This window comes from Burkholderia sp. Bp9142, from assembly GCF_003853415.1.
In the GTDB taxonomy this organism is placed as follows: domain Bacteria; phylum Pseudomonadota; class Gammaproteobacteria; order Burkholderiales; family Burkholderiaceae; genus Burkholderia.
This window is the reverse complement of record NZ_QTPP01000041.1, coordinates 1-19451: the sequence shown is the minus strand read 5'-3', so window position 1 is coordinate 19451 and position 19451 is coordinate 1. Positions and strand designations below refer to the sequence as shown.

Annotated in this window: 19 protein-coding genes; 3 read left to right on the top strand and 16 right to left on the bottom strand. The window is 67.9% G+C overall.

Going from position 1 to position 19451, the window contains the following annotated elements:
- Window positions 1-94: 94 nt before the first annotated feature.
- A complete protein-coding gene (locus DIE22_RS31305; protein ID WP_040143092.1) occupies window positions 95-808 on the bottom strand; it encodes a transposase in 714 nt (237 codons plus the stop codon).
- A 193-nt stretch (window positions 809-1001) separates the two neighbouring features.
- Between DIE22_RS31305 and DIE22_RS31300 the strand changes: the two genes are divergently transcribed.
- Window positions 1002-1733, top strand: a complete 732-nt coding sequence (locus DIE22_RS31300) for an OmpW family protein (protein ID WP_124501159.1) — start codon at window positions 1002-1004, stop codon at window positions 1731-1733.
- Window positions 1734-1900: 167 nt separating this feature from the next.
- On the opposite strand, the gene ugpQ is transcribed toward DIE22_RS31300, so the two are convergent.
- The 12 genes from ugpQ to DIE22_RS31240 all read right to left on the bottom strand — a co-directional run bounded on the left by ugpQ (window position 1901) and on the right by DIE22_RS31240 (window position 14058).
- On the bottom strand, window positions 1901-2665 hold the full coding sequence (gene ugpQ, locus DIE22_RS31295; protein ID WP_124606870.1) for a glycerophosphodiester phosphodiesterase: 765 nt from the start codon (window positions 2663-2665) through the stop codon (window positions 1901-1903).
- 28 nt (window positions 2666-2693) lie between these two features.
- Complete coding sequence (locus tag DIE22_RS31290; protein WP_124606869.1) at window positions 2694-3779, bottom strand: sn-glycerol-3-phosphate import ATP-binding protein UgpC; 1086 nt, start codon at window positions 3777-3779, stop codon at window positions 2694-2696.
- Window positions 3780-3811: 32 nt separating this feature from the next.
- A complete protein-coding gene (gene ugpE, locus DIE22_RS31285) occupies window positions 3812-4657 on the bottom strand; it encodes a sn-glycerol-3-phosphate ABC transporter permease UgpE (protein ID WP_124501156.1) in 846 nt (281 codons plus the stop codon).
- A complete protein-coding gene (gene ugpA, locus DIE22_RS31280) occupies window positions 4654-5538 on the bottom strand; it encodes a sn-glycerol-3-phosphate ABC transporter permease UgpA (protein ID WP_124501155.1) in 885 nt (294 codons plus the stop codon). Before ugpA ends, ugpE begins: the two co-directional genes overlap by 4 nt.
- A gap of 100 nt (window positions 5539-5638) precedes the next feature.
- Window positions 5639-6973 carry a sn-glycerol-3-phosphate ABC transporter substrate-binding protein UgpB gene (gene ugpB / locus DIE22_RS31275; protein WP_124501154.1) on the bottom strand — a complete coding sequence of 445 codons (1335 nt, stop codon included), beginning with the start codon at window positions 6971-6973 and terminating at the stop codon, window positions 5639-5641.
- A gap of 90 nt (window positions 6974-7063) precedes the next feature.
- A complete protein-coding gene (locus tag DIE22_RS31270) occupies window positions 7064-8272 on the bottom strand; it encodes a deoxyguanosinetriphosphate triphosphohydrolase (protein ID WP_124606868.1) in 1209 nt (402 codons plus the stop codon).
- Between the two features lie 41 nt (window positions 8273-8313).
- On the bottom strand, window positions 8314-9393 hold the full coding sequence (gene aroB / locus DIE22_RS31265; RefSeq protein ID WP_124606867.1) for a 3-dehydroquinate synthase: 1080 nt from the start codon (window positions 9391-9393) through the stop codon (window positions 8314-8316).
- Window positions 9390-9944 carry a shikimate kinase gene (locus DIE22_RS31260; protein WP_124501196.1) on the bottom strand — a complete coding sequence of 185 codons (555 nt, stop codon included), beginning with the start codon at window positions 9942-9944 and terminating at the stop codon, window positions 9390-9392. Before DIE22_RS31260 ends, aroB begins: the two co-directional genes overlap by 4 nt.
- Window positions 9945-9984: 40 nt before the next feature.
- The gene (locus DIE22_RS31255; RefSeq protein ID WP_124606866.1) at window positions 9985-11637 is read right to left on the bottom strand and encodes a type IV pilus secretin PilQ; all 1653 of its coding nucleotides are present in this window, start codon (window positions 11635-11637) and stop codon (window positions 9985-9987) included.
- A complete protein-coding gene (locus DIE22_RS31250) occupies window positions 11634-12506 on the bottom strand; it encodes a pilus assembly protein (RefSeq protein WP_124606865.1) in 873 nt (290 codons plus the stop codon). Before DIE22_RS31250 ends, DIE22_RS31255 begins: the two co-directional genes overlap by 4 nt.
- The gene (locus DIE22_RS31245; protein WP_124501149.1) at window positions 12503-13138 is read right to left on the bottom strand and encodes a fimbrial protein; all 636 of its coding nucleotides are present in this window, start codon (window positions 13136-13138) and stop codon (window positions 12503-12505) included. Before DIE22_RS31245 ends, DIE22_RS31250 begins: the two co-directional genes overlap by 4 nt.
- Entirely contained in the window at window positions 13135-14058 is a 924-nt protein-coding gene (locus DIE22_RS31240) for a competence protein ComA (protein ID WP_124606864.1), read from the bottom strand. The genes DIE22_RS31245 and DIE22_RS31240 overlap by 4 nt, the downstream gene beginning before the upstream one ends.
- A 226-nt stretch (window positions 14059-14284) precedes the next feature.
- Between DIE22_RS31240 and DIE22_RS31235 the strand changes: the two genes are divergently transcribed.
- A complete protein-coding gene (locus tag DIE22_RS31235; RefSeq protein ID WP_124606863.1) occupies window positions 14285-16672 on the top strand; it encodes a penicillin-binding protein 1A in 2388 nt (795 codons plus the stop codon).
- A 95-nt stretch (window positions 16673-16767) separates the two neighbouring features.
- Here DIE22_RS31235 and cyaY read toward each other — a convergent pair whose 3' ends face one another.
- The gene (gene cyaY / locus DIE22_RS31230) at window positions 16768-17094 is read right to left on the bottom strand and encodes an iron donor protein CyaY (RefSeq protein WP_124501146.1); all 327 of its coding nucleotides are present in this window, start codon (window positions 17092-17094) and stop codon (window positions 16768-16770) included.
- 36 nt (window positions 17095-17130) lie between these two features.
- On the opposite strand from cyaY, the gene lptM reads away from it, so the two are divergent.
- Window positions 17131-17412 carry an LPS translocon maturation chaperone LptM gene (gene lptM, locus DIE22_RS31225; protein WP_124501145.1) on the top strand — a complete coding sequence of 94 codons (282 nt, stop codon included), beginning with the start codon at window positions 17131-17133 and terminating at the stop codon, window positions 17410-17412.
- An 85-nt stretch (window positions 17413-17497) separates the two neighbouring features.
- Here the strand turns inward: lptM and msrQ are convergent, their stop codons facing one another.
- The gene (gene msrQ, locus DIE22_RS31220; RefSeq protein ID WP_124501144.1) at window positions 17498-18190 is read right to left on the bottom strand and encodes a protein-methionine-sulfoxide reductase heme-binding subunit MsrQ; all 693 of its coding nucleotides are present in this window, start codon (window positions 18188-18190) and stop codon (window positions 17498-17500) included.
- Between the two features lie 20 nt (window positions 18191-18210).
- Window positions 18211-19206: a protein-methionine-sulfoxide reductase catalytic subunit MsrP gene (gene msrP / locus DIE22_RS31215; RefSeq protein WP_124606862.1), complete on the bottom strand. Its 996-nt coding sequence runs from the start codon at window positions 19204-19206 to the stop codon at window positions 18211-18213.
- Between the last annotated feature and the right edge of the window lie 245 nt (window positions 19207-19451).

Here is a 19451-nt window from a genome sequence, read left to right as displayed (position 1 = left end):
GCTCGGATCTGGTGCTATTTTATTGGGGCCGTATCGATTTGGTGCAAAAAGAGACGGCGCCCGCAGCGCCGCCTCGTGATCCGCCTTCCCCGCGTTACTGCTGGATCGGCGGCGTGTTTTCACGCACCTTTCTGGGGCGTCCGCGCGGCAGCGGCGACACACGGCGGTTCGCGGTGCGCGCCGCCCACTCGCGGTAGTTCTCGCCGCCGAGCACCCAGCCCTTCAGCGTCGCCTGCTGGAGCTGGTCGGCCTGCCGCTCGTCGAGCGGCTGCTCGCACAGCTCCTTGTACGCGCGCTGGCGGTCGAACGGCGTGTTGCCGAGCGCCCAGTAGAGCGGATGGTCGGTGATCAGGCTGTCGACGGTGAGCCCGACGTGGTGCCGGTAGCTCGACCAGCGATAGGCGTCGGGCGTCGCGACCAGCTGCGAGCGCACCGGGCTCATCTCGACCACGCGGCTCGCGAGCAGGAAATAGCGCTCGCCTTCGATCACGGTCGCGCGATAGCGACCTTCCCACAGGGTGCCGCGGCGCGAATAGCGCCGGTTGAAATGCGCGACGTAGCGGCGGCCGACCGCCTGCATCGCCTTCGGCAGGCTCGCCTCGTCGCTCGGCGTCACGAGGAGCTGCACCTGACGCGGGAGCAGCACGTAGGCATGCACCGAAAGATGGTGATCGCGTGCCGCGGCCTTCAGACAATCGATGAAGAGTTCGTAGTCCTGGTCGTCGACGAACGCGGGTTGCTGATCCAGGCCGCGCAGTATCACGTGCTGCGGCTGGTCGGGAACGTAGAGTCGTGCTAACCGTGCCATGCTGAATGTCCGTTTGAACGCGTTAGGAAATACCCGGAGGTCCGAAATTGCGCACCTGCGTAGAATGCCTGTCCCTGCGGGGCGCGGAAGCGTACGGTCGTGCGAATGCTAGGGAGAAAGCTCTAACTTGCGAGCTTGTTTGGTTTTAAACGCAGTCGTCATAATGAGCACGCCTTTGATCGGAGGAGACACAATGAATCGAAAACTGGCCATTACGGGGGCCGCAGCGCTCGCTTTCGCATTTGCGGGCGGTACGGCACACGCACAATCTGCAGGCGACTTCTATGTCAGCACGGGCTGGTTCCACCTGTCCCCGCAGGACAGCAGCGACCCGCTCTACGTGTACGGCGTAGGCGGCACGCCCATCAACAAGTCCATTGCCAACACCGGCGCCGGCATCAACGACGCCGATACCCTCGGCCTCGCAACCGGCTACTTCATCACCGACCACATCTCCACCGAGCTCGTCATGGGGATACCGCCAAAGTTCGACATTACCGGCAAGGGTCAGTTCGAAAAGTTCGGCATACTCGGCCGTGCGTACCAGTGGAGCCCCGCCGTGTTGCTTCGCTACCACTTCAACGACGCCAACGCGAAGTTCCGCCCGTATGTCGGCATCGGTGCGTCGTACGTCTGGTTCACGGGCGCGAAGATCACGAACAGCGCGTTCGAGAACGGCGTGCTCGGCGGCCCGACCAGCGCGACCACGAGCAACCAGTGGGCGCCCGTCTTCAACGCCGGCTTCACGTACAACTTCACGAAGCACTGGTTCGCCGGCCTGTCGATCTCCTACGTGCCGGTAAGCGTCACCGCGACCTTCACGACGGCCCGCCGCACGCCGGTCGGCACGCTGACCGAGACGTCGAAGGCCCACATCGCGCTCAATCCGATCGTCACGTACCTGAACGTCGGCTACCGCTTCTAAGCGTAGTCGAATATTTGGGGAATGGTTAATCCCGCTGCAATTTGTAGCGGAATTTTCCTTGAGTAACGGGCCCGAGATGCGAAACGCCCCGGTCGGAATCCCGCCGGGGCGTCGTTTTTTCGCGTCAGGCACGTTCCCGTGCAGGGTTTTGCCGGATGGGCGCGGCGTTACACGATGTCGTCGAGTGCCGTCGGGCCGATCAGGTCGATGCGGTCCGTGCAGACCGCATCGACACCCCAGCGCACGAGTTCGCGCGCCCGGGCGAGGTCGTTGACCGTGTAAACCAGGATGCGCAGCCCGGCCGCCCTGATCGCGCGCACGAGCGGTTCGTTCAGCCTGCTGTGGTCTGCATGCAACGATACGCAGCCGAGCGCGCCGACGACCTGCGCATGCCAGTCGTCCGGCACCGCCTCGTACAGCATCCCGCGCGGCAGCGCCGGTGCGCGCGCGCGCGCCTGTTGCAGCGCGTCGAACGAGAACGACGACAGGAGCGGCGCCACGGGCGCACCGTGCCAGTATGCTGCCGCATCGGCGGCCACCCGCGACCCGGTCTCGCGCTCGCGGCCGGGGCACGGCTTGATCTCGACGTTCGCGGCCAGCCCGTGCGCGATGCAACGCGCCGCCGCCGCCTCGAACGTCGGCATCCGCTCGCCCGCGAAGCGCACGTCGAACCAGGCGCCCGCGTCGAGCTCGGCCAGCGCGGCATAACGCATGCCCGCCGCAGGCCCGCTGCCGTTCGACGTGCGGTCGACCGTGTCGTCATGCAGCAGGAACGTCACGTCGTCGGCCGACAGCTTCGCGTCGAACTCGACCATCCGGTGACCGCGCCGCGCGCCCTCGTCGAGCGCGGCGAGCGTGTTCTCCGGCGCGAGCGTGCCGCCGCCGCGATGGGCGACGACGCGCGGATAGGGCCAGTCGGTACGGGAACTCATCGTGCGCCTCGCGGCAGGTTCGTCAGGGTCAGCCGGCACGCTTGCCGGTCTCGGGATCGAAGAAATGCAGCCGGTGCGCGGGCAGCGAGGTGCCCAGCGCCGTGCCGCGCGCGGGACGATCCGCGTGCGGCAAGCGCACCGCGACGTCGTGGTTGCCCCAGCGGCCGTGCGCGAGGTTGTCCGCGCCGAGCAGCTCGCACGAGTCGACCGGCAGCGTCGCCTGCGCGACACCCGGCTGCGGCGTCATGTGCTCCGGCCGCACGCCGAGCACCCAGTCGCGCCCGGTGGCGATCGCGGTTCCGATGCCGGGCGCGCCGGCAACCGGCAGCGCCGGACCGCCGCCCGCGACCGTAAATGTCGCGCCGTCCTCCGACAGCCGGCCGTGCATCAGGTTCATCGCCGGCGAGCCGATGAAGCCCGCGACGAACACCGTCGCCGGCTTCTCGTACACGTCGACCGGCGCGCCGATCTGCTCCGCATAGCCGCGGTTCATCACGATCACGCGCTGCGCGAGCGTCATCGCCTCGATCTGGTCATGCGTCACGTACACGCTCGTCGTCGCGAGCCGCGCATGCAGCCGCTGGATCTCGAGCCGCATTTGCACGCGCAGCTTCGCATCGAGGTTCGACAGCGGCTCGTCGAACAGGAACACCGACGGCTCGCGCACGATCGCACGCCCCATCGCGACGCGCTGCCGCTGGCCGCCCGACAGTTCGCGCGGCCGCCGCGCGAGCAGCGGCTCGAGTTCGAGGATCTTCGCGGCCGCGGCCACCCGCGCGTCGATCGTCGCGCGCTCGATGCCGCGGATCTTCAGCCCGTAGCCCATGTTCTGCGCGACCGTCATGTGCGGATACAGCGCGTAGTTCTGGAACACCATCGCGATGTCGCGATCCTTCGGCTCCAGCGCGTTGACCATGCGCTCGCCGATCGCGATCTCGCCGTCCGTCACCGTCTCGAGCCCCGCGATCATCCGCAGCAGCGTCGACTTGCCGCAGCCCGACGGGCCGACCAGCACGATGAATTCGCCGTCGGCGATCTCCACGTCGATGCCGTGCAGCACGTGCTGCTTGCCGTCGTAGGATTTCCTGACGCCCTTCAAGCTCAGCGCAGCCATACTTGGTCCTTCTCCCGGTTGCCGTCCGTCGTTTATTTCTCGGAATCGACGAGGCCGCGCACGAACCAGCGCTGCATCGCCAGCACGACGACGAGCGGCGGAATCATCGCCAGCAGCGTCGCCGCCATCACGTATTGCCATTCGGTCGCGGCGTCGCCGCTCGCGATCATCGTCTTGATGCCCACCACCGCCGTCGACAGCGACGCCTCCGTCGTGATCAGGATCGGCCACAGATACTGGTTCCAGCCGTAGATGAACGTGATCACGAACAGCGCCGCGATGCTCGTCTTCGACAGCGGCAGCACGACGTCCCGGAAAAAGCGCAGCGGCCCCGCGCCGTCGATGCGCGCGGCGTCCATCAGCTCGTCGGGCAGCGTCATGAAGAACTGGCGGAACAGGAACGTCGCGGTCGCCGATGCGATCAGCGGCAGCGAGAGCCCGGCGTAGGTGTTCGTCAGGTGCAGCGTCGACACGACCTGCACGGTCGGGAAGATCCGCACCTCGACCGGCAGCATCAGCGTGACGAAGATCAGCCAGAACGCCGTGTTGCGGAACGGGAAGCGGAAATAGACGATCGCGTACGCGGACAGGATCGACACCGCGATCTTGCCGACCGCGATCCCGAGCGCCATCACGAAGCTGTTGACGAGCAGCCGGCCGAACGGCGCCGTCGTGCCACCGCTGCCGTGCCCCCAGATGTACGCGATGTTCTCCAGCAGGTGCGTGCTCGGCACCAGCGACAGCGGGATCGTGAATACCTCCCGCGCGTTCATCGTCGCCGCGCAGAACGCGACGTAGACGGGGAACACGATCAGCACGATGCCCGCGATCAGCACCGCGTGGCAGAACAGGTCGAAGCCCTTGCGATTTTCGATCATGCGTATTGCACCCTGCGTTCGACGAAGCGGAACTGGATCACCGTGAGCCCGACGACGATGATCATCAGCACGACCGACTGCGCGCCCGAACTGCCGATGTCGAGCCCCTGGAAGCCTTCCGTGAAGATCTTGTAGATCAGCGTCTTCGTGCTTTGTGCGGGGCCGCCCGCGGTGGCCGCGTCGATCACCGGGAACGTGTCGAAGAACGCATAGACCAGGTTCACGACGAGCAGGAAGAAGCTCGTCGGCGACAGCAGCGGCAGCACGATGTTGAAGAAGCGCCGCACCGGCCCGGCACCGTCGATCGCCGCCGCCTCGATCAGCGAGCGCGGAATCGCCTGCAGCCCCGCGTAGAAGAACAGGAAGTTGTAGCTCACCTGCTTCCATACCGACGCGAGCACGACGAGGAACATCGCCTGGCCGCCGTTCAGCGCGTGATTCCACACGATGCCGCCCTTCGCGAGCGCATAGGTGACGAGGCCGATGCTCGGGTTGAACAGGAACGCCCACAGCACGGCCGCGATCGTCGGCGCGACCGCGTACGGCCAGATCAGCAGCGTGCGGTACACGCGCGCGCCGCGGATCACGCGGTCGGCGCACGCGGCGAGCAGCAGCGACACGACGAGCCCGCTCACCGTGACGAGCGAGCTGAACACCAGCGTCGTGCGGAGCGAGTCGAGGTACAGCGGATCGGCGAACAGGTGCGTGAAGTTCGCGAGGCCGACGAACTCGCTCGACGTGCCGAACGCATCCTGCATTTGCGTCGACTGCCACAGCGCGACGCCGGCCGGCCACAGGAAGAACACGGCGGTGATCGCGAGCTGCGGCGCGATCAGCAGGTACGGCAGCAGGCTCGCGCCGAAGCGGGAACGGGATTGCATCGCGGGCATCCGGTCAGGCGAAACGGAAAGGGAACCGCGCCGCCGGCCCGCACGCGCGCATGCGCGACGCGGCGGCCGGCGGCACGAACGCGATGCGGGCTCAGCCGCCCGACTTCTCGAAGCGGCGCAGCAGCTCGTCGCCGCGCGACGCCGCCGAATCGAGCGCGTCCTTCGGCGACTTCTTCTGCGCCCAGACCTGCTCCAGCTCTTCGTCGACGACCGTGCGGATCTGCGGCATGTTGCCGAGACGCAGCCCCTTCGTGTAGGGCAGCGGCGGCTTGTTCATCATCTGCTTGATCGCGGTTTCCGCGCTCGGGTTCTTCGCGTAGAAGCCCTGCTGGCGCGTGAGATCGTACGCGGCCGTCGTGACCGGCAGGTAGCCCGTTTCCTGGTGCCACTTCGCGGCGATCGGCGGCGAGGCCAGGAACGCGAGGAAATTCGCGACGCCCTTGTAGGTCGCCGGATCCTTGCCGGCCAGCACCCACAGGCTCGCGCCGCCGATGATCGCGTTCTGCGGCGCGCCCTTCACGTTCGCGTCGTACGGCATCATGCCGGTGCCGTAGCTGAACTTCGCGAACTTCTGCACGTTCGCGAGCGCGCCCGACGACGTCGTCAGGATCCCGCAGTCGCCGCTGTAGAACTTCGCGGACGCTTCGTCCTTGCGGCCCGCGTACGAGAACGTGCCGTCCTTCTGCATCTGCTGCAGGAACGCGATGTGCGCGACCTGCTGCGGCTTGTTGAATTCGAGCACCGCGTCGGCGCCGTCGAAGCCGTTGTTGCGGCTCGCGAACGGCAGCGCATGCCACGCACTGTAGTTCTCTAGCTGGATCCAGCCCTGCCAGCCGGTCGTGAAGCCACAGGTCATCCCGGACTTGCGCAGCTTCTCGGCGTCCGCCTGCACGTCGGCCCACGTCTTCGGCGGCTGGTTCGGATCGAGCCCGGCCTTCTTGAACGCGTCCTTGTTGTAGTACAGCACCGGCGTCGAGCTGTTGAACGGCATCGACACGAGATGGCCCGTCTTCGCGTCGCTGTAGTAGCTCGCGATGGTCGGCACGAAGGCCTTTTCGTCGAGCGGCACGCCGGCCTGCTTGAACACGTCGTAGACCGGCACGACGGCCTTCTTCGCCTGCATCATCGTCGCGGTGCCGACTTCATAGACCTGGAGGATCGCCGGCGCGTTGCCGCTGCGATAGGCGGCGATGCCCGCCGCGAGCGCCTGGTCGTAGGTGCCCTTGAAGACCGGCACGATCCTGTAGTCGCTTTGCGATGCGTTGAACTGCGCAGCGAGCTCGTTCACGCGCTCGCCGAGCGCCGACTCCATCGCATGCCAGAACTGGATCTCCGTCACGGCGAACGCCGCATGCTGCACACCGAACATCAGCGCGCCGCCCAGCGCGATCGAGCGAACCATGGTCCCCGCAGGCTTCTTCTTCATCGACCTCTCTCCTATGAAAACGTTACCAACAGCGTGTGCAACATTCCCGTCGCCATTGAACCGGCGAAGTCTAGTGATCGTTTGTGACAGTCAGTTGTCGTTGACGACGAACAGGCGCTGGTATTCCTTCAGCGCGAAGCGGTCGGTCATGCCGGCGATGTAGTGCGCGACAAGGCGCGGCTGCTGCGCGTCGTCGTCCGACTGGTAAGGCGGCGGCAGCAGCCGCGGATCGTCGATGAACGCGTCGAACAGCCCGGTGACGACCCGCTGCGCCTTGTTCGCCATGCGCATCACCTTGTAGTGGCGGTACAGGTTCTTGAACAGGAAACGCTTGAGGGCGGCCGCCTGCGCGGCGATCGCTTCGCTGTGCGCGACGAGCGGCGGCGCCGCGCGCACGTCGTCGAGCGACGCGGGCACGACACGTGCGAGATTGCGCGTGGTCTCGTCGATCAGGTCGACGATCAGCGTGTTGATGATGCGGCGCACCGTCTCGTGCACGAGGCGGCGGCCTTCGAGATGCGGAAATTCGGCGAGCGCCGCGTCGTAGTGGCACTGCCACAGATCCACTTCGGCGAGCTGCTCGATCGTGATCAGGCCGGAGCGCAGGCCGTCGTCGACGTCATGGTTGTTGTATGCGATCTCGTCCGCGATGTTCGCGAGCTGCGCTTCCAGCGACGGCTGGCGCCCTTGCAGGAAGCGCTCGCCGAGCGCGCCGAGCTTGCGGGCGTTCTCGCGCGAGCAGTGCTTGAGGATGCCTTCGCGCGTCTCGAAGCACAGGTTCAGGCCGTTGAACGCGCCGTAGTGCTCCTCGAGCTCGTCGACGACGGCCAGGCTCTGCAGGTTGTGCTCGAAGCCGCCGTGCTCGCGCATGCACGCGTTCAGCGCGTCCTGCCCGGCATGGCCGAACGGCGTATGACCGAGATCGTGCGCAAGCGAGATCGCTTCGACGAGATCCTCGTTCAGGCGCAGGTTGCGCGCGACCGAGCGCGCGATCTGCGCGACTTCGAGGCTGTGCGTGAGGCGGGTGCGGAACAGGTCGCCTTCGTGATTGACGAAGACCTGCGTCTTGTATTCGAGCCGGCGGAACGCGGTCGAATGAACGATGCGGTCGCGGTCGCGCTGGAATTCGGTACGCGCCGCCGGCGGCGTTTCCTGATGACGGCGGCCGCGCGACTGCGACGCGTGAGCGGCATACGGAGCGAGATGGGCTTCCAGCGCCGCCAGCGTCGGCGGCTCGACCGGCGCCGCGACGGATGCGCGGCCGGCCTCGGGCAGTGTGCTGCTGGATGTCTCGCTCACGTCTCCTCCACGTCAGGGGCGCCGGGGCATCCGGGGCGCCGTTACCGGGTTGTCTGCGCCAGTGTAGCGAACACGGCTTCGTCGGGCGCCTGGGTGATCAGCGTATCGCCGAATCGCTTCAGCAGGATGAACTTGATCACACCGGCTTCGGCCTTCTTGTCGACGCGCATCAGGTCCATGTAGCGCGCATCGCCGAGTGCCGGCCCGCGGACCGGCAGGTGCGCGGCGGCGATCACCGCATCCAGCCGCCGCCGCGAAGCTTCGTCGAAGAGGCCGAGCCGCACCGACAGGTCGCCCGCCATCACCATCCCGCAGCCGACCGCTTCGCCGTGCAGCCACTCGCCGTAGCCGAGCCCGGCCTCGATCGCATGGCCGAACGTATGGCCGAAGTTCAGGATCGCACGCAGGCCGCCTTCGCGTTCGTCGGCCGCGACCACGCTCGCCTTGATCTCGCACGAGCGCTTCACCGCGTGCGCGAGCGCGGCCGGCTCGCGGCGGTTCAGCGCATCGACGTTCGCCTCGATCCAGTCGAAGAATTCCGCATCGGCGATCGCGCCCGTCTTGATGACCTCGGCCATGCCGGCCGCCAGCTCGCGATCGGGCAGCGTGGTCAGCGCGCCGATATCGGCGATCACGGCCTGCGGCTGGTAGAACGCGCCGATCATGTTCTTGCCGAGCGGGTGGTTGATGCCGGTCTTGCCGCCGACCGACGAATCGACCTGCGACAGCAGCGTCGTCGGTACCTGGATGAACGGCACGCCGCGCATGTAGCACGCGGCGGCAAAGCCGGTCATGTCGCCGATCACGCCGCCGCCGAGTGCGACGAGCGTCGTCTTGCGGTCGGCACGCTCGGTCAGCAGGCCGTCGAAGATCAGGTTCAGCGTTTCCCAGTTCTTGTAGGCCTCGCCGTCCGGCAGCACGACCGTCGATACGCGCTTGCCGAGCGGCGCGAGCGCGGCGCGCAGCGCGTCGCCGTAGAGCGGATCGACCGTCGTGTTCGTGACGATCGTGACCGAGGAACCGGTGATATGAGGAGCGAACAGCTCGGTGCGGCCGATCAAGGCGGCACCAATGTGAATCGGGTAGGCGCGGTCGCCCAGGTCGACGTTGACGGTAATCATGCTTGTAGCGGCTTGGCGATGACGCCTGCCAGTTCGAGTTGCATCAGCACCATGTTGACGAGGCCGTTGACCGACGGACGGCCGGTCTCGATGATGAAGTCCGCGCATTCGCGGTACAGCGGGTCGCGCACTTCGTAGAGCGCTTCGAGACGTGCCTTCGGATCGTCGGTCTGCAACAGCGGGCGGTTCTTGTCCTTGCGGGTGCGCAGCCACAGATCGTGCGGGTTGGCGCGCAGATAGATGACGATGCCGTTGCCTTTCAGGCAATCGCGATTTTCGGGGCGCAGCACCGCGCCGCCGCCCGTCGCGAGCACGATGTTCTCGCGCTGCGTGAGATCGGCGATCACCTGCGATTCGCGGTCGCGAAACCCGGCCTCGCCCTCCATCTCGAAGATCACCGGAATGCGCGCCCCCGTGCGGGCCTCGATTTCGTGGTCGGAGTCGAAGAACGTCCTGTCGAGCCGGCGCGCGACCGCACGGCCCACGGTGGTCTTACCCGCTCCCATAAGGCCGACGAAAAATACGTTTGCGTGTGGGTCCCGCGCTTGCAACGGCTTCCTCTGCTTGAATCTTGCTGGTGTGTGGCGCAGCTTACTGGCAAAGCGGCTGCCTTGTCGAGCCTGCGCCACCGGCTTCCGGCCCCGTTTCTCCCGCATCCGCGTCGCCCGCGCCGGCCGTCTCGCAACGCGCGCCGACGACCGTCGGCGTGATGAAGACGACCAGTTCGTTGCGCTGATCGCGCCGCGCGCGGTGCCGGAAAAGCGCGCCCAGAACCGGTATTTTGCCCAAGAGCGGCACCCGCGTCACATCGTCCCGGTTCAACTGCTCGTAAATCCCGCCGATCGCGACCGTCCCGCCGTCCTCGACCTCCACGCGCGTCTGGACGTGCTTCGTATGAATCGCCGGGCCGGCCGCGGTCGGCTCGCCGATGCTGTCCTTCGTCACGTCCAGGTCGAGCACGACGCGCCCGTCAGGCGTGATCTGCGGCTCGACCTCGAGCTTCAGTGTCGCACGGCGGAACTGCACGCCGCTCACACCGTTGCCGACCTTGGCCTGGTACGGCAGCTCCGAGCCCTGTTCGACGATTGCCTTCACGCGGTCGGCCGTCACCACGCGCGGGCTGGAGACGATCTGGCCCCGCCCCTGTGCCTCGAGCGCGCTCAACTCGACGTCGAGCACGCGGCTGAGCGGCGCGGCGAACAGCGTGAAGCCGGCCGTCGCCGCCTCGAACCCGCCGAGCGGTCGCGCGGCCAGGTCGAGCGCGTTGCGCGTGTCCGCCGCGAATGCCGCGCCGTCGGCCGCGGGCGCCCGTCCCTGCGCGCGCAGCGCGACGCGTGCACCGAGGTTGCGCGAGAAGCCCTGTTCGCCTTCGACGATGCGCGCCTCGATCCGGACCTGCCGCGACGGCCGGTCGATCGCGCCGATCAGGCCCGCGATCTGCGCGATGCGCGGCGCAAGATCGGTGACGAACAGCAGGTTCGTGCGCGGATCGGCCGCCGCCGCGCCGCGTTTCGACAGCAGGCGCTGGCCGGTCGCACCGGCCAGCAGCCGCTGCACGTCCAGCGCGCGCGGATAGTGCAGCGCGAAGGTCCGGCTCGCGAGCGGCTCCAGTTCGGCCGCGCGTGCGTGCGTTTCGAAGCGCGCTCGCTCCCGCGCGGCGAGTTCTGCCGCGGGCGTGACCCAGATCACGTTGCCGCGCCGGGACATCGCCAGCCCGTGCGTGTCGAGCAACGTATCGAACGCATCGCGCCAGCGGACATTGTTCAGACGTAACGTCACGGTGCCGCGCACCTGCTCGCCGACGATGATGTTGAGCCCGGTGAAGCGCGCGAGCGCGTCGAACGCGGCCGCGAGCCCGGCGCCTTGCAGATTCAGCGAGATCCGCCGCGCGTCGTCCGGATCGCCGGGGTGCCGCGCCGCGGCGTCGCTCATGCGCGTCGGCGGCGGCAATGGGATCGGCGGCCCTTCCAGCAGCGGCACGGGTGCGGTTGTGCCCGCCTGATGCGCTGCACGTGCGGCCTGATCGAACGGCAGTGGGTCGTCCTGCGCCGAGGCTGCACCGTTCATGCCGACCGCGCCACCGGGCGCGCCCTGCGGCAGCGGTGTGTCCGAAGCGGGCACCTGCATCGATGCGATCGGCCAGCCGGCCGGCGGCAAGGGAGGCAGGGGCGGTAGCGCCGCGCGCGCCGTGGCCACGCATGATCCGGCCCAGAATGCGATCGCCCACCATCCGTATATCGTCATGGACGATCTCCTTCGTCCATGACGAACCGGCGCGCGCCATCGGCCGTCGCAAGCGTCACGGCACCGGCATCGACGCGCATCACGCGCGAGGCCCCGAGTGCTTCGCCCGGCGCGACGGCCGCGAACACGCCGTCACCTGCATCGAACAACGCAAGTCCGGCGTGCGCATCGCGGATCGTGCCGGCCAGACGCGGCGCCGCATCTTCGGCCACCATGGGCGAACCCGCGCCGCCGAATGGATCGCCGCCCGGTGCACCGGCAAGCGCGGGCACCGCGCCACCCGGAAAACGGGCTGCCGACAGCGACGGAAACACGTCGATCGTCATGTCGACCCGCGACGCGGGCGGTTTTCGCTCGATATGCAGCACCGACGGCACCACCAGCGCGGGGAAGCCCGCCAACCCTCCCATCAGCCGCAGCAGCGCCGGAAAGCCGCCGTCGGCAACGATCCGCACCGTGCGCCGGCCGTCCGGCGCCGCATCGTCCGCGCGCCGCGGCTCGATCGACACGATCCGCAAACCGCTCGCTCCGGCCAGGTCGGCCAGCTCAAGCAACAGCGCGGGCCACGCCGGCGCACGCGGCGAGCTGACATGGCGCCCGGCAGCCGGGACCGTGTCGCGCCGCTGCTGCGCGGCGGCCGCGAGCATCCGCTGTGTGTCGGCGGCACGCACCTGTGCCATTGCCAGCAACGCGCGACTGCGTGCAAGTCCGCTCCAGTCGACGGCATCCGTCAGATGAATGGCGCCCACCATCACGGACGCGAATGCCGCCACGCAGCCGACGGCGTGTGCCGCGGCCGGCGACACCCGCGTCGCGTGGCCGAGCGACCCGGCAACGCCTCGCATGGACAGAGGCACGATCGCCGTCATGCGCCACCTCCTGCTGCGCCCTGCCGCGGCGACGCGTCGTGCCAGCGCACCTGTACGGAAAACCGGAACGGCACGGCTGCCCCCGTGACCGGCGTGGCCGAAGCCGGTGTCAGCGCACCGATATCGAAGCGCCAGTCGCGCCGCTCGGCTGCGATCCGCGCGAGCCACCGCGCGGCCGCCCGATAGCTCGTCGCGCGCGCGTCGAGCACGGCGCCGGACGAAGTCGTGCGCAATGCGTCGAGCCGGACGGTGTCGTCGCGCACCTGCGCCAGCGTTGCGAGCAGCCCGGTGGCGCGCCGGTAAGGCGCGGCAAGCACGACCGACCGCGCATCGCGCTGCGCGAGGTCGGCGGCCGCACCGGCGGCACGCCGTGCGGCATCGACCTGTGGCTGCAATTGCCGCAGTTGCGCCTCCACACGCGTACGCTCGGCATCCACGCGCCATCTCCACACTGTCTGCGCCCCCGTCCAGACGCAGGCCCCGAATATGCCGAGCACGATCGCTGCCCCGCACTGCATGGCACGACGCCGCCGCAACGCCTGCGCCAGCCGCTCACGGTATGGCAGCAGATTGAAGCCACCGAGCGCGGCGTGGCCGACGACAGGCCGCCCGAACCCCGTATCGGCCATCATTCCCACACCCCGCGCAGCGCCAGTCCGACCGCGAGGGCAAATGCCGGACCTCCCGGCACACCGGAGGGCTCGCCCGGCAACCCGTTCCATCCCGTGCAGTCGAACGGCACCGCGGCCACGCCGAGCGCATCGCCGATATCGGCGACCGACGTGCCGCAGCGGGCGATGCAGCGCGCGTCGCCGGCCACGAGCACGCAGCGCACCGGCTCGAATACGCACTGGCGCAATGCGTCGGGCAGCGCCGCCTGCACGTCGCCGGACACCGCGAGCACCGGCGCGGCGACCGCGCCGTCGACCCGCCAGCCGCGCACGCCCGTGTCGCAGAACCAGAATGCGGCGTACGGACCGTGCGCGTCGGGTTCGAACTGCGCGGCATAGCGCAACGCGCGCAACGCGGCGGCCGACTCGCCGTCTACGGCCGTCAGGTCGATGCCGGCCTGCGCGGCCACGTCGATCCGCCGTTCGAGCAATGCCTGCGGTGCCACGGCGACCGCAATCTCGCCCGGACACGCGCCGTCGTCCTGCCGCCAGTCGAATGCGAGGCTGTCCGGCGCCAGCCCCGAGATGCGTTCGGCCGCCTGGCGGGCGGCGTGGGCGACGTCGTCGCGCCCGGCCAGATCGAGCGTCGCGGTCCGCATCTCGTCGTCGCGCAGCGCCATCACGCCGCGCGCGTCGCAGCGCACGCCCGCGGCCGACAACCGCGACACGGCTGCCGCCAACGCGCGCGCGACCGCGGCCCAGCGCGCGTCCTCCGGCCCGCCCGCCAGTCCCACCGGCTCCCGCTCGAGCCCTTCGACCCGCACATCCGCGACGCGGCCGCGCCGGCTCAGCACGGCCACCCTCACCTCGTCCGCACCGACGTCGACGCCCGTCGAACGGTGCCTGCCCGGCGCGAACCGCGCCGCCCATCGTCCTGTCATCCCAGCCTCCCGCGATCGTTGCGGCCCACGCCGCGTTTCCGAGGCCTGATTCTGCAAAGCGGCGCGTGCGCGCGACAGTCGGCCGGACGGCCAGCCACGGCACGGAACAGCCGCGCGGACGCTATGCTGGCGGCACCGCGATCCGCCGGCTTTCCGGCGGACGCCCCCGCGTCAGGACCGGTCTTACCGGGCAGCTATAATCGCGGGACTGTTTTCCGGTATGCCTATGCAATCCACGTCTCCTACGTCCCCGCCTCCCGCGCCCGAGCCGAAGAAACGGCCCTGGTGGCAGAAAGCCCTGATCGGCGTCGCCGCGATGTGCGTGGCCCTCGTCGTGGCCGGCGGCCTCGTGCTCGGCTACGCGCTCGTCGTCGCGTGGCCGAACATGCCGTCGCTCGACGCGCTGACCGACTATCGTCCGAAGGTTCCGCTGCGCATCTATACGTCCGATCACGTGCTGATCGGCGAATTCGGCGAGGAACGCCGCGACATCGTCCATTTCAAGGACGTGCCGGACTCGCTCAAGAAAGCGATCCTCGCGATCGAGGACGCGCGCTTCTACGATCACGGCGGCGTCGACCTCACCGGCATCGCCCGCGCCGGCTTCGTCGCGCTGACGAACGGCCATGCGTCGCAGGGCGCGAGCACGATCACGATGCAGGTCGCGCGCAACTTCTTCCTGTCGAGCGAAAAGACCTACACGCGCAAGATCTACGAGATTCTGCTCGCGTACCGGATCGAGCGCGCACTGACGAAGGATCAGATTCTCGAGGTCTACATGAATCAGATCTATCTCGGCCAGCGTGCGTACGGCTTCGCGAGCGCCGCGCGCGTGTATTTCGGCAAGGATCTGAAGGACATCACGCTCGCCGAAGCGGCGATGCTCGCGGGGCTGCCGAAGGCACCGTCCGCGTATAACCCGGTGGTCAATCCGAAGCGCGCGAAGGTCCGCCAGGAATACATCCTGCAGCGGATGCTCGAGCTGAACTTCATCACCCGCGAGCAGTACGACGAAGCCGTCGCGCAGCCGCTCGTCGTCAAGGGCGCGGGCCGCGAGTTCAGCGTGCACGCCGAGTACGTCGCGGAAATGGTCCGGCAGATGATGTACGCGCAGTATCGCGAGGAAACCTACACGCGCGGCTTCAACGTCGTCACGACGATCGACTCGGCCGACCAGCAGGTCGCGTACACCGCGCTGCGCAAGGGCATCATGGATTACGAGCGCCGCCACGGCTATCGCGGGCCGGAAGGCTTCATCGAGCTGCCGGCCGGCGCGGACGACCGCGAGCAGGCGATCGACGACGCGCTGCTCGAGCACCCCGACAACGGCGAACTGGTCGCGGCGGTGGTCACCGCGGCAACCCCGCGCCAGATCACGGTCGCCTTCATCGACGGCAGCAGCGCGACGATCGAAGGCGACAACCTGCGCTTCGCGTCGGGCGCGCTGTCGGCCAGCGCGCAGCCGAACCGCCGCATCCGCCCGGGCGCGATCGTCCGGGTCGTGAAGAACGACGCCGACAAATGGTCGATCACGCAGTTGCCGCAGGTCGAAGGCGCGTTCATCTCGATCATCCCGCAGGACGGCGCGATCCGCTCGCTCGTCGGCGGCTTCGACTACAACAAGAACAAGTTCAACCACGTCACGCAGGCGTGGCGGCAACCGGGTTCGTCGTTCAAGCCGTTCATCTACTCGGCGTCGCTCGACAAGGGCCTCGGGCCGGCCACGGTGATCAACGACGGCCCGCTGTATTTCAGCGCCGCGGAAACCGGCGGCCAGCCGTGGGAACCGAAGAACTACGGCGGCGGCTTCGAAGGCCCGATGTCGATGCGCACCGCGCTGCAGCGTTCGCGCAACCTCGTGTCGATCCGGATCCTGAACCACATCGGCACGAAGTACACGCAGCAGTACATCACGCGCTTCGGCTTCGACGCCGACCGCCATCCGGCCTACCTGCCGATGGCGCTCGGCGCGGGCCAGGTCACGCCACTGCAGATGGCCGGCGCGTACTCGGTGTTCGCGAACGGCGGCTTCCGCGTGAATCCGTACCTGATCGCCGAAGTGACCGATCCGAACGGCGCGATCGTCGCCCGCGCGCAGCCGCTCATCGCCGAGCAGAACGCGCCGCGCGCGATCGACGCACGCAACGCGTACGTGACGAACAGCCTGCTGCAGAGCGTCGCGCAGCGCGGCACGGGCGCACGGACCAATGTACTGAAGCGCACCGACCTCGCGGGCAAGACCGGCACGACGAACGACTCGCACGATGCGTGGTTCGCAGGCTACCAGCACACGCTCGCGGCGATCGCGTGGATCGGCTACGACAACCCGCGCAGCCTCGGCGATCGCGAAACCGGCGGCGGCCTGTCGCTGCCGGTCTGGATCGAATACATGGGCGCGGCGCTGAAGGGCGTGCCGGAGTTCAAGCCGGCAATGCCGGACGACGTCCAGTCGCTCGGCGGCGAACTGTACTTCACCGAGTTCACGCCGGGGCACGGCTTCGTGTCGACGGTCGGCGTGCCGCAGGCGCCGGCGGTCGAGAACACCGAAGAAGCGGCGCCGCACGTCGACGAGCAGGAAAAGCAGGACATCATGAACCTGTTCCGCGGCCACTGACGAACGGCCCATGCATGAAAAAAGCGCCCCGCGGGGCGCTTTTTCCTTGTGCGTTGATCCGACGTATCGGCACCCGGCCCGGCGAGCGCCCGTCGTTACGCGCCGAACGTGATCGGCAGGCCGGCCTGCTGCGTCGCGTAGCCGGTGAGCGCCGAGAAGAACTCGGTGCCGGTGCGTGTATCGCGCCATTCGCCGTCCACGAAGCGGTAATGGAATCCACCCGCCTTCGCGGCGATCCACAGTTCCTTCATCGGCGGCTGGAGGTTGATGATGATCTTCGAGCCGTTCTCGAACGTCAGCGTCAGCACGCTGCCGTTGCGCTCCAGATCGATGTCGTGATCACCGTCGTTCGCGGCATCCACGGTACGCTCGACGGCCGCCAGCACGGCCTCGGCACGGGCCAGGTATTCAGTATCGGACATGCTAAACTCTATCGGTTAAATTGTTCAGGGACGATCATGCGAGTCGTTTTCCGGATGAGCGCGATTGTAGCGGCTTTGGCGATTCTTGCCGGCTGCGGCCAACGCGGTCCGCTCTATCTGCCTACCGTGCCCCCGTTGCCGGCGAAGCCCATCCAGCAGCAGGACACGCCGCCGTCGGACGTCGCGCCGACCGATGAAAATGCGTCGTCCGACAGCATTCCCGACTCTTCCGGCACGCCGCTCACGCTGTCGCCCGAGCTGTCGAGCGGCGCATCGAAGGCCGCCACACCGGCATCAGGCCCGGCCTCCGCGCAGTAATCGCGCGCCGCCGCTCGCGCAGTGTCTGTCGCGACAAGGGCGATGACTTCCCGTCATCGCCCTTTGTTTTTTCGGGCCCGCAACGTCACGCACGGATGCGCCGCCAGCCCCATCCAAGCAGCCGCCAGCCGAGCAGCACCGCGACGACCGTCGCGTAGAGCGTCGGCTGCGCGAGATCGTGCTTGCCGGCCCGCATCCACCAGAAATGCAGCACGCCGAACAGCGCGATCACATAGATCGCGCGATGCAGCGCCGCCCAGTGACGGCCGAGCCGGCGCACCATCGCACGCGGCGATGTCGCGGCCAGCGGAATCAGCAGCACGAACGCGGCGAAGCCGACCGTGATGAACGGGCGCTTGCCGACGTCCTTCAGGATCGCGAGCACGTCGAACCACTTGTCGAACCACAGATACGTCGTGAAATGCAGCGTCGCGTAAAAGAACGCGAACAGGCCGATCATCCGGCGAAAGCGCAGCAACGCGGGAACGCCCGTCACGCGCCGAAGCGGCGTGATGGCGAGCGTGATGCAGAGCATCACCAGCGTCCAGAGGCCCGTCGAACGCGTGATGAATTCGATCGGGTTCGCGCCGAGCCGGTCGGTCAGCCCGAACAGCACGAGACGCGCGAGCGGATAGAGGCCGGCCGCGAAAACCAGCACCTTGGCGGGCGCAAGCCAGCGCGGCGACGCGGTACGCACCGCACTGGTCCGGGAAGTGCCCGCGGCGGCGGCCGTGCGTGCGCCGGACGCGCGCATCGGCGTCAGCGTCGAAGGAGGCATGTCGTTTCTCACCGTCGCACTCAGAAGTTCTTTTTCAGGTCCATGCCCTGATACATCGATGCGACGAGATCGCCGTAGCCGTTGAACATCAGCGTCTTGCGCTTCGGCGTGAAGAAGCCGTCCTCGCCGATCCGGCGCTCGGTCGCCTGGCTCCAGCGCGGGTGATCGACGTTCGGGTTCACGTTCGAATAGAAACCGTATTCGTTCGATGCATACGTGTTCCAGCTCGTCTTCGGCTGCTTGTCGACGAAGCGGATCTTCACGAGCGACTTCGCGCTCTTGAAGCCGTACTTCCACGGCACGACGATCCGCACCGGCGCGCCGTTCTGGTTCGGCAGCACCTGGCCGTAGACGCCCATCGTCAGCAGCGTCAGCGGATTCATCGCCTCGTCCATCCGCAGCCCTTCCGAGTATGGCCAGTCGAGCACCGGCGTCGACAGCCCCGGCATCTGCGACGGATCGGCCAGCGTGACGAACTGCACGTATTTCGCGTTACCGGTCGGCTGTACGCGCCTGATCAGCTCGGAAAGCGGCACGCCGATCCATGGAATCACCATCGACCAGCCCTCGACGCAGCGCAGCCGGTACACGCGCTCCTCGAGCGGCGCGAGCTTCAGCAGCTCGTCGAGATCGAACACCTTCGGGTGCAGCACCTCGCCCTCGACGCTCACGCGCCACGGGTGCGGCCGCAACGTGCCCGCGTTCTGCGCCGGGTCGCCCTTGTCAGTGCCGAATTCGTAGAAGTTGTTGTAGGACGTGATGTCCTTGAACGGCGTCACCTTGTCGGCCGCGACGAACTTCGGGTTGGTTTTCGCCGCGAGCTTCGCGGCCCGCGCGTCGGGCGACGCATACGCGGCGAACGCCGCGCCGCTGCCGCCGAACAAGCCGCCCGCCGCCGCGAGGCCGGCCGCCTGCAATGCGCGCCGCCGGTTCTCGAACACCGCGCGCGGCGTAATCTGGCTCTGCGCGATATCACCGCCAGTCAGTACGGTGCGCAAAGGGTGTTTGATCCACATCGTGCTGCTCCTCCTGCATGCGCGGCGCGCACGCTTCATGAGCGTTCGACCCGGCCCACCATGCGCCGTTCGACGCCCGGACCGCCCGCCCGTTACAAAAGAAAACCGCCGGGCACGCAGTGCGCCGGCGGTCTTTTGTCGGACCAGCGTCGGAAATCTTACAGCTTGCCGTAGCTGTGCAGCCCGGACAGGAACATGTTGACGCCGAGGAACGCGAACGTCGTCACGAGCAGGCCCGTGAGCGC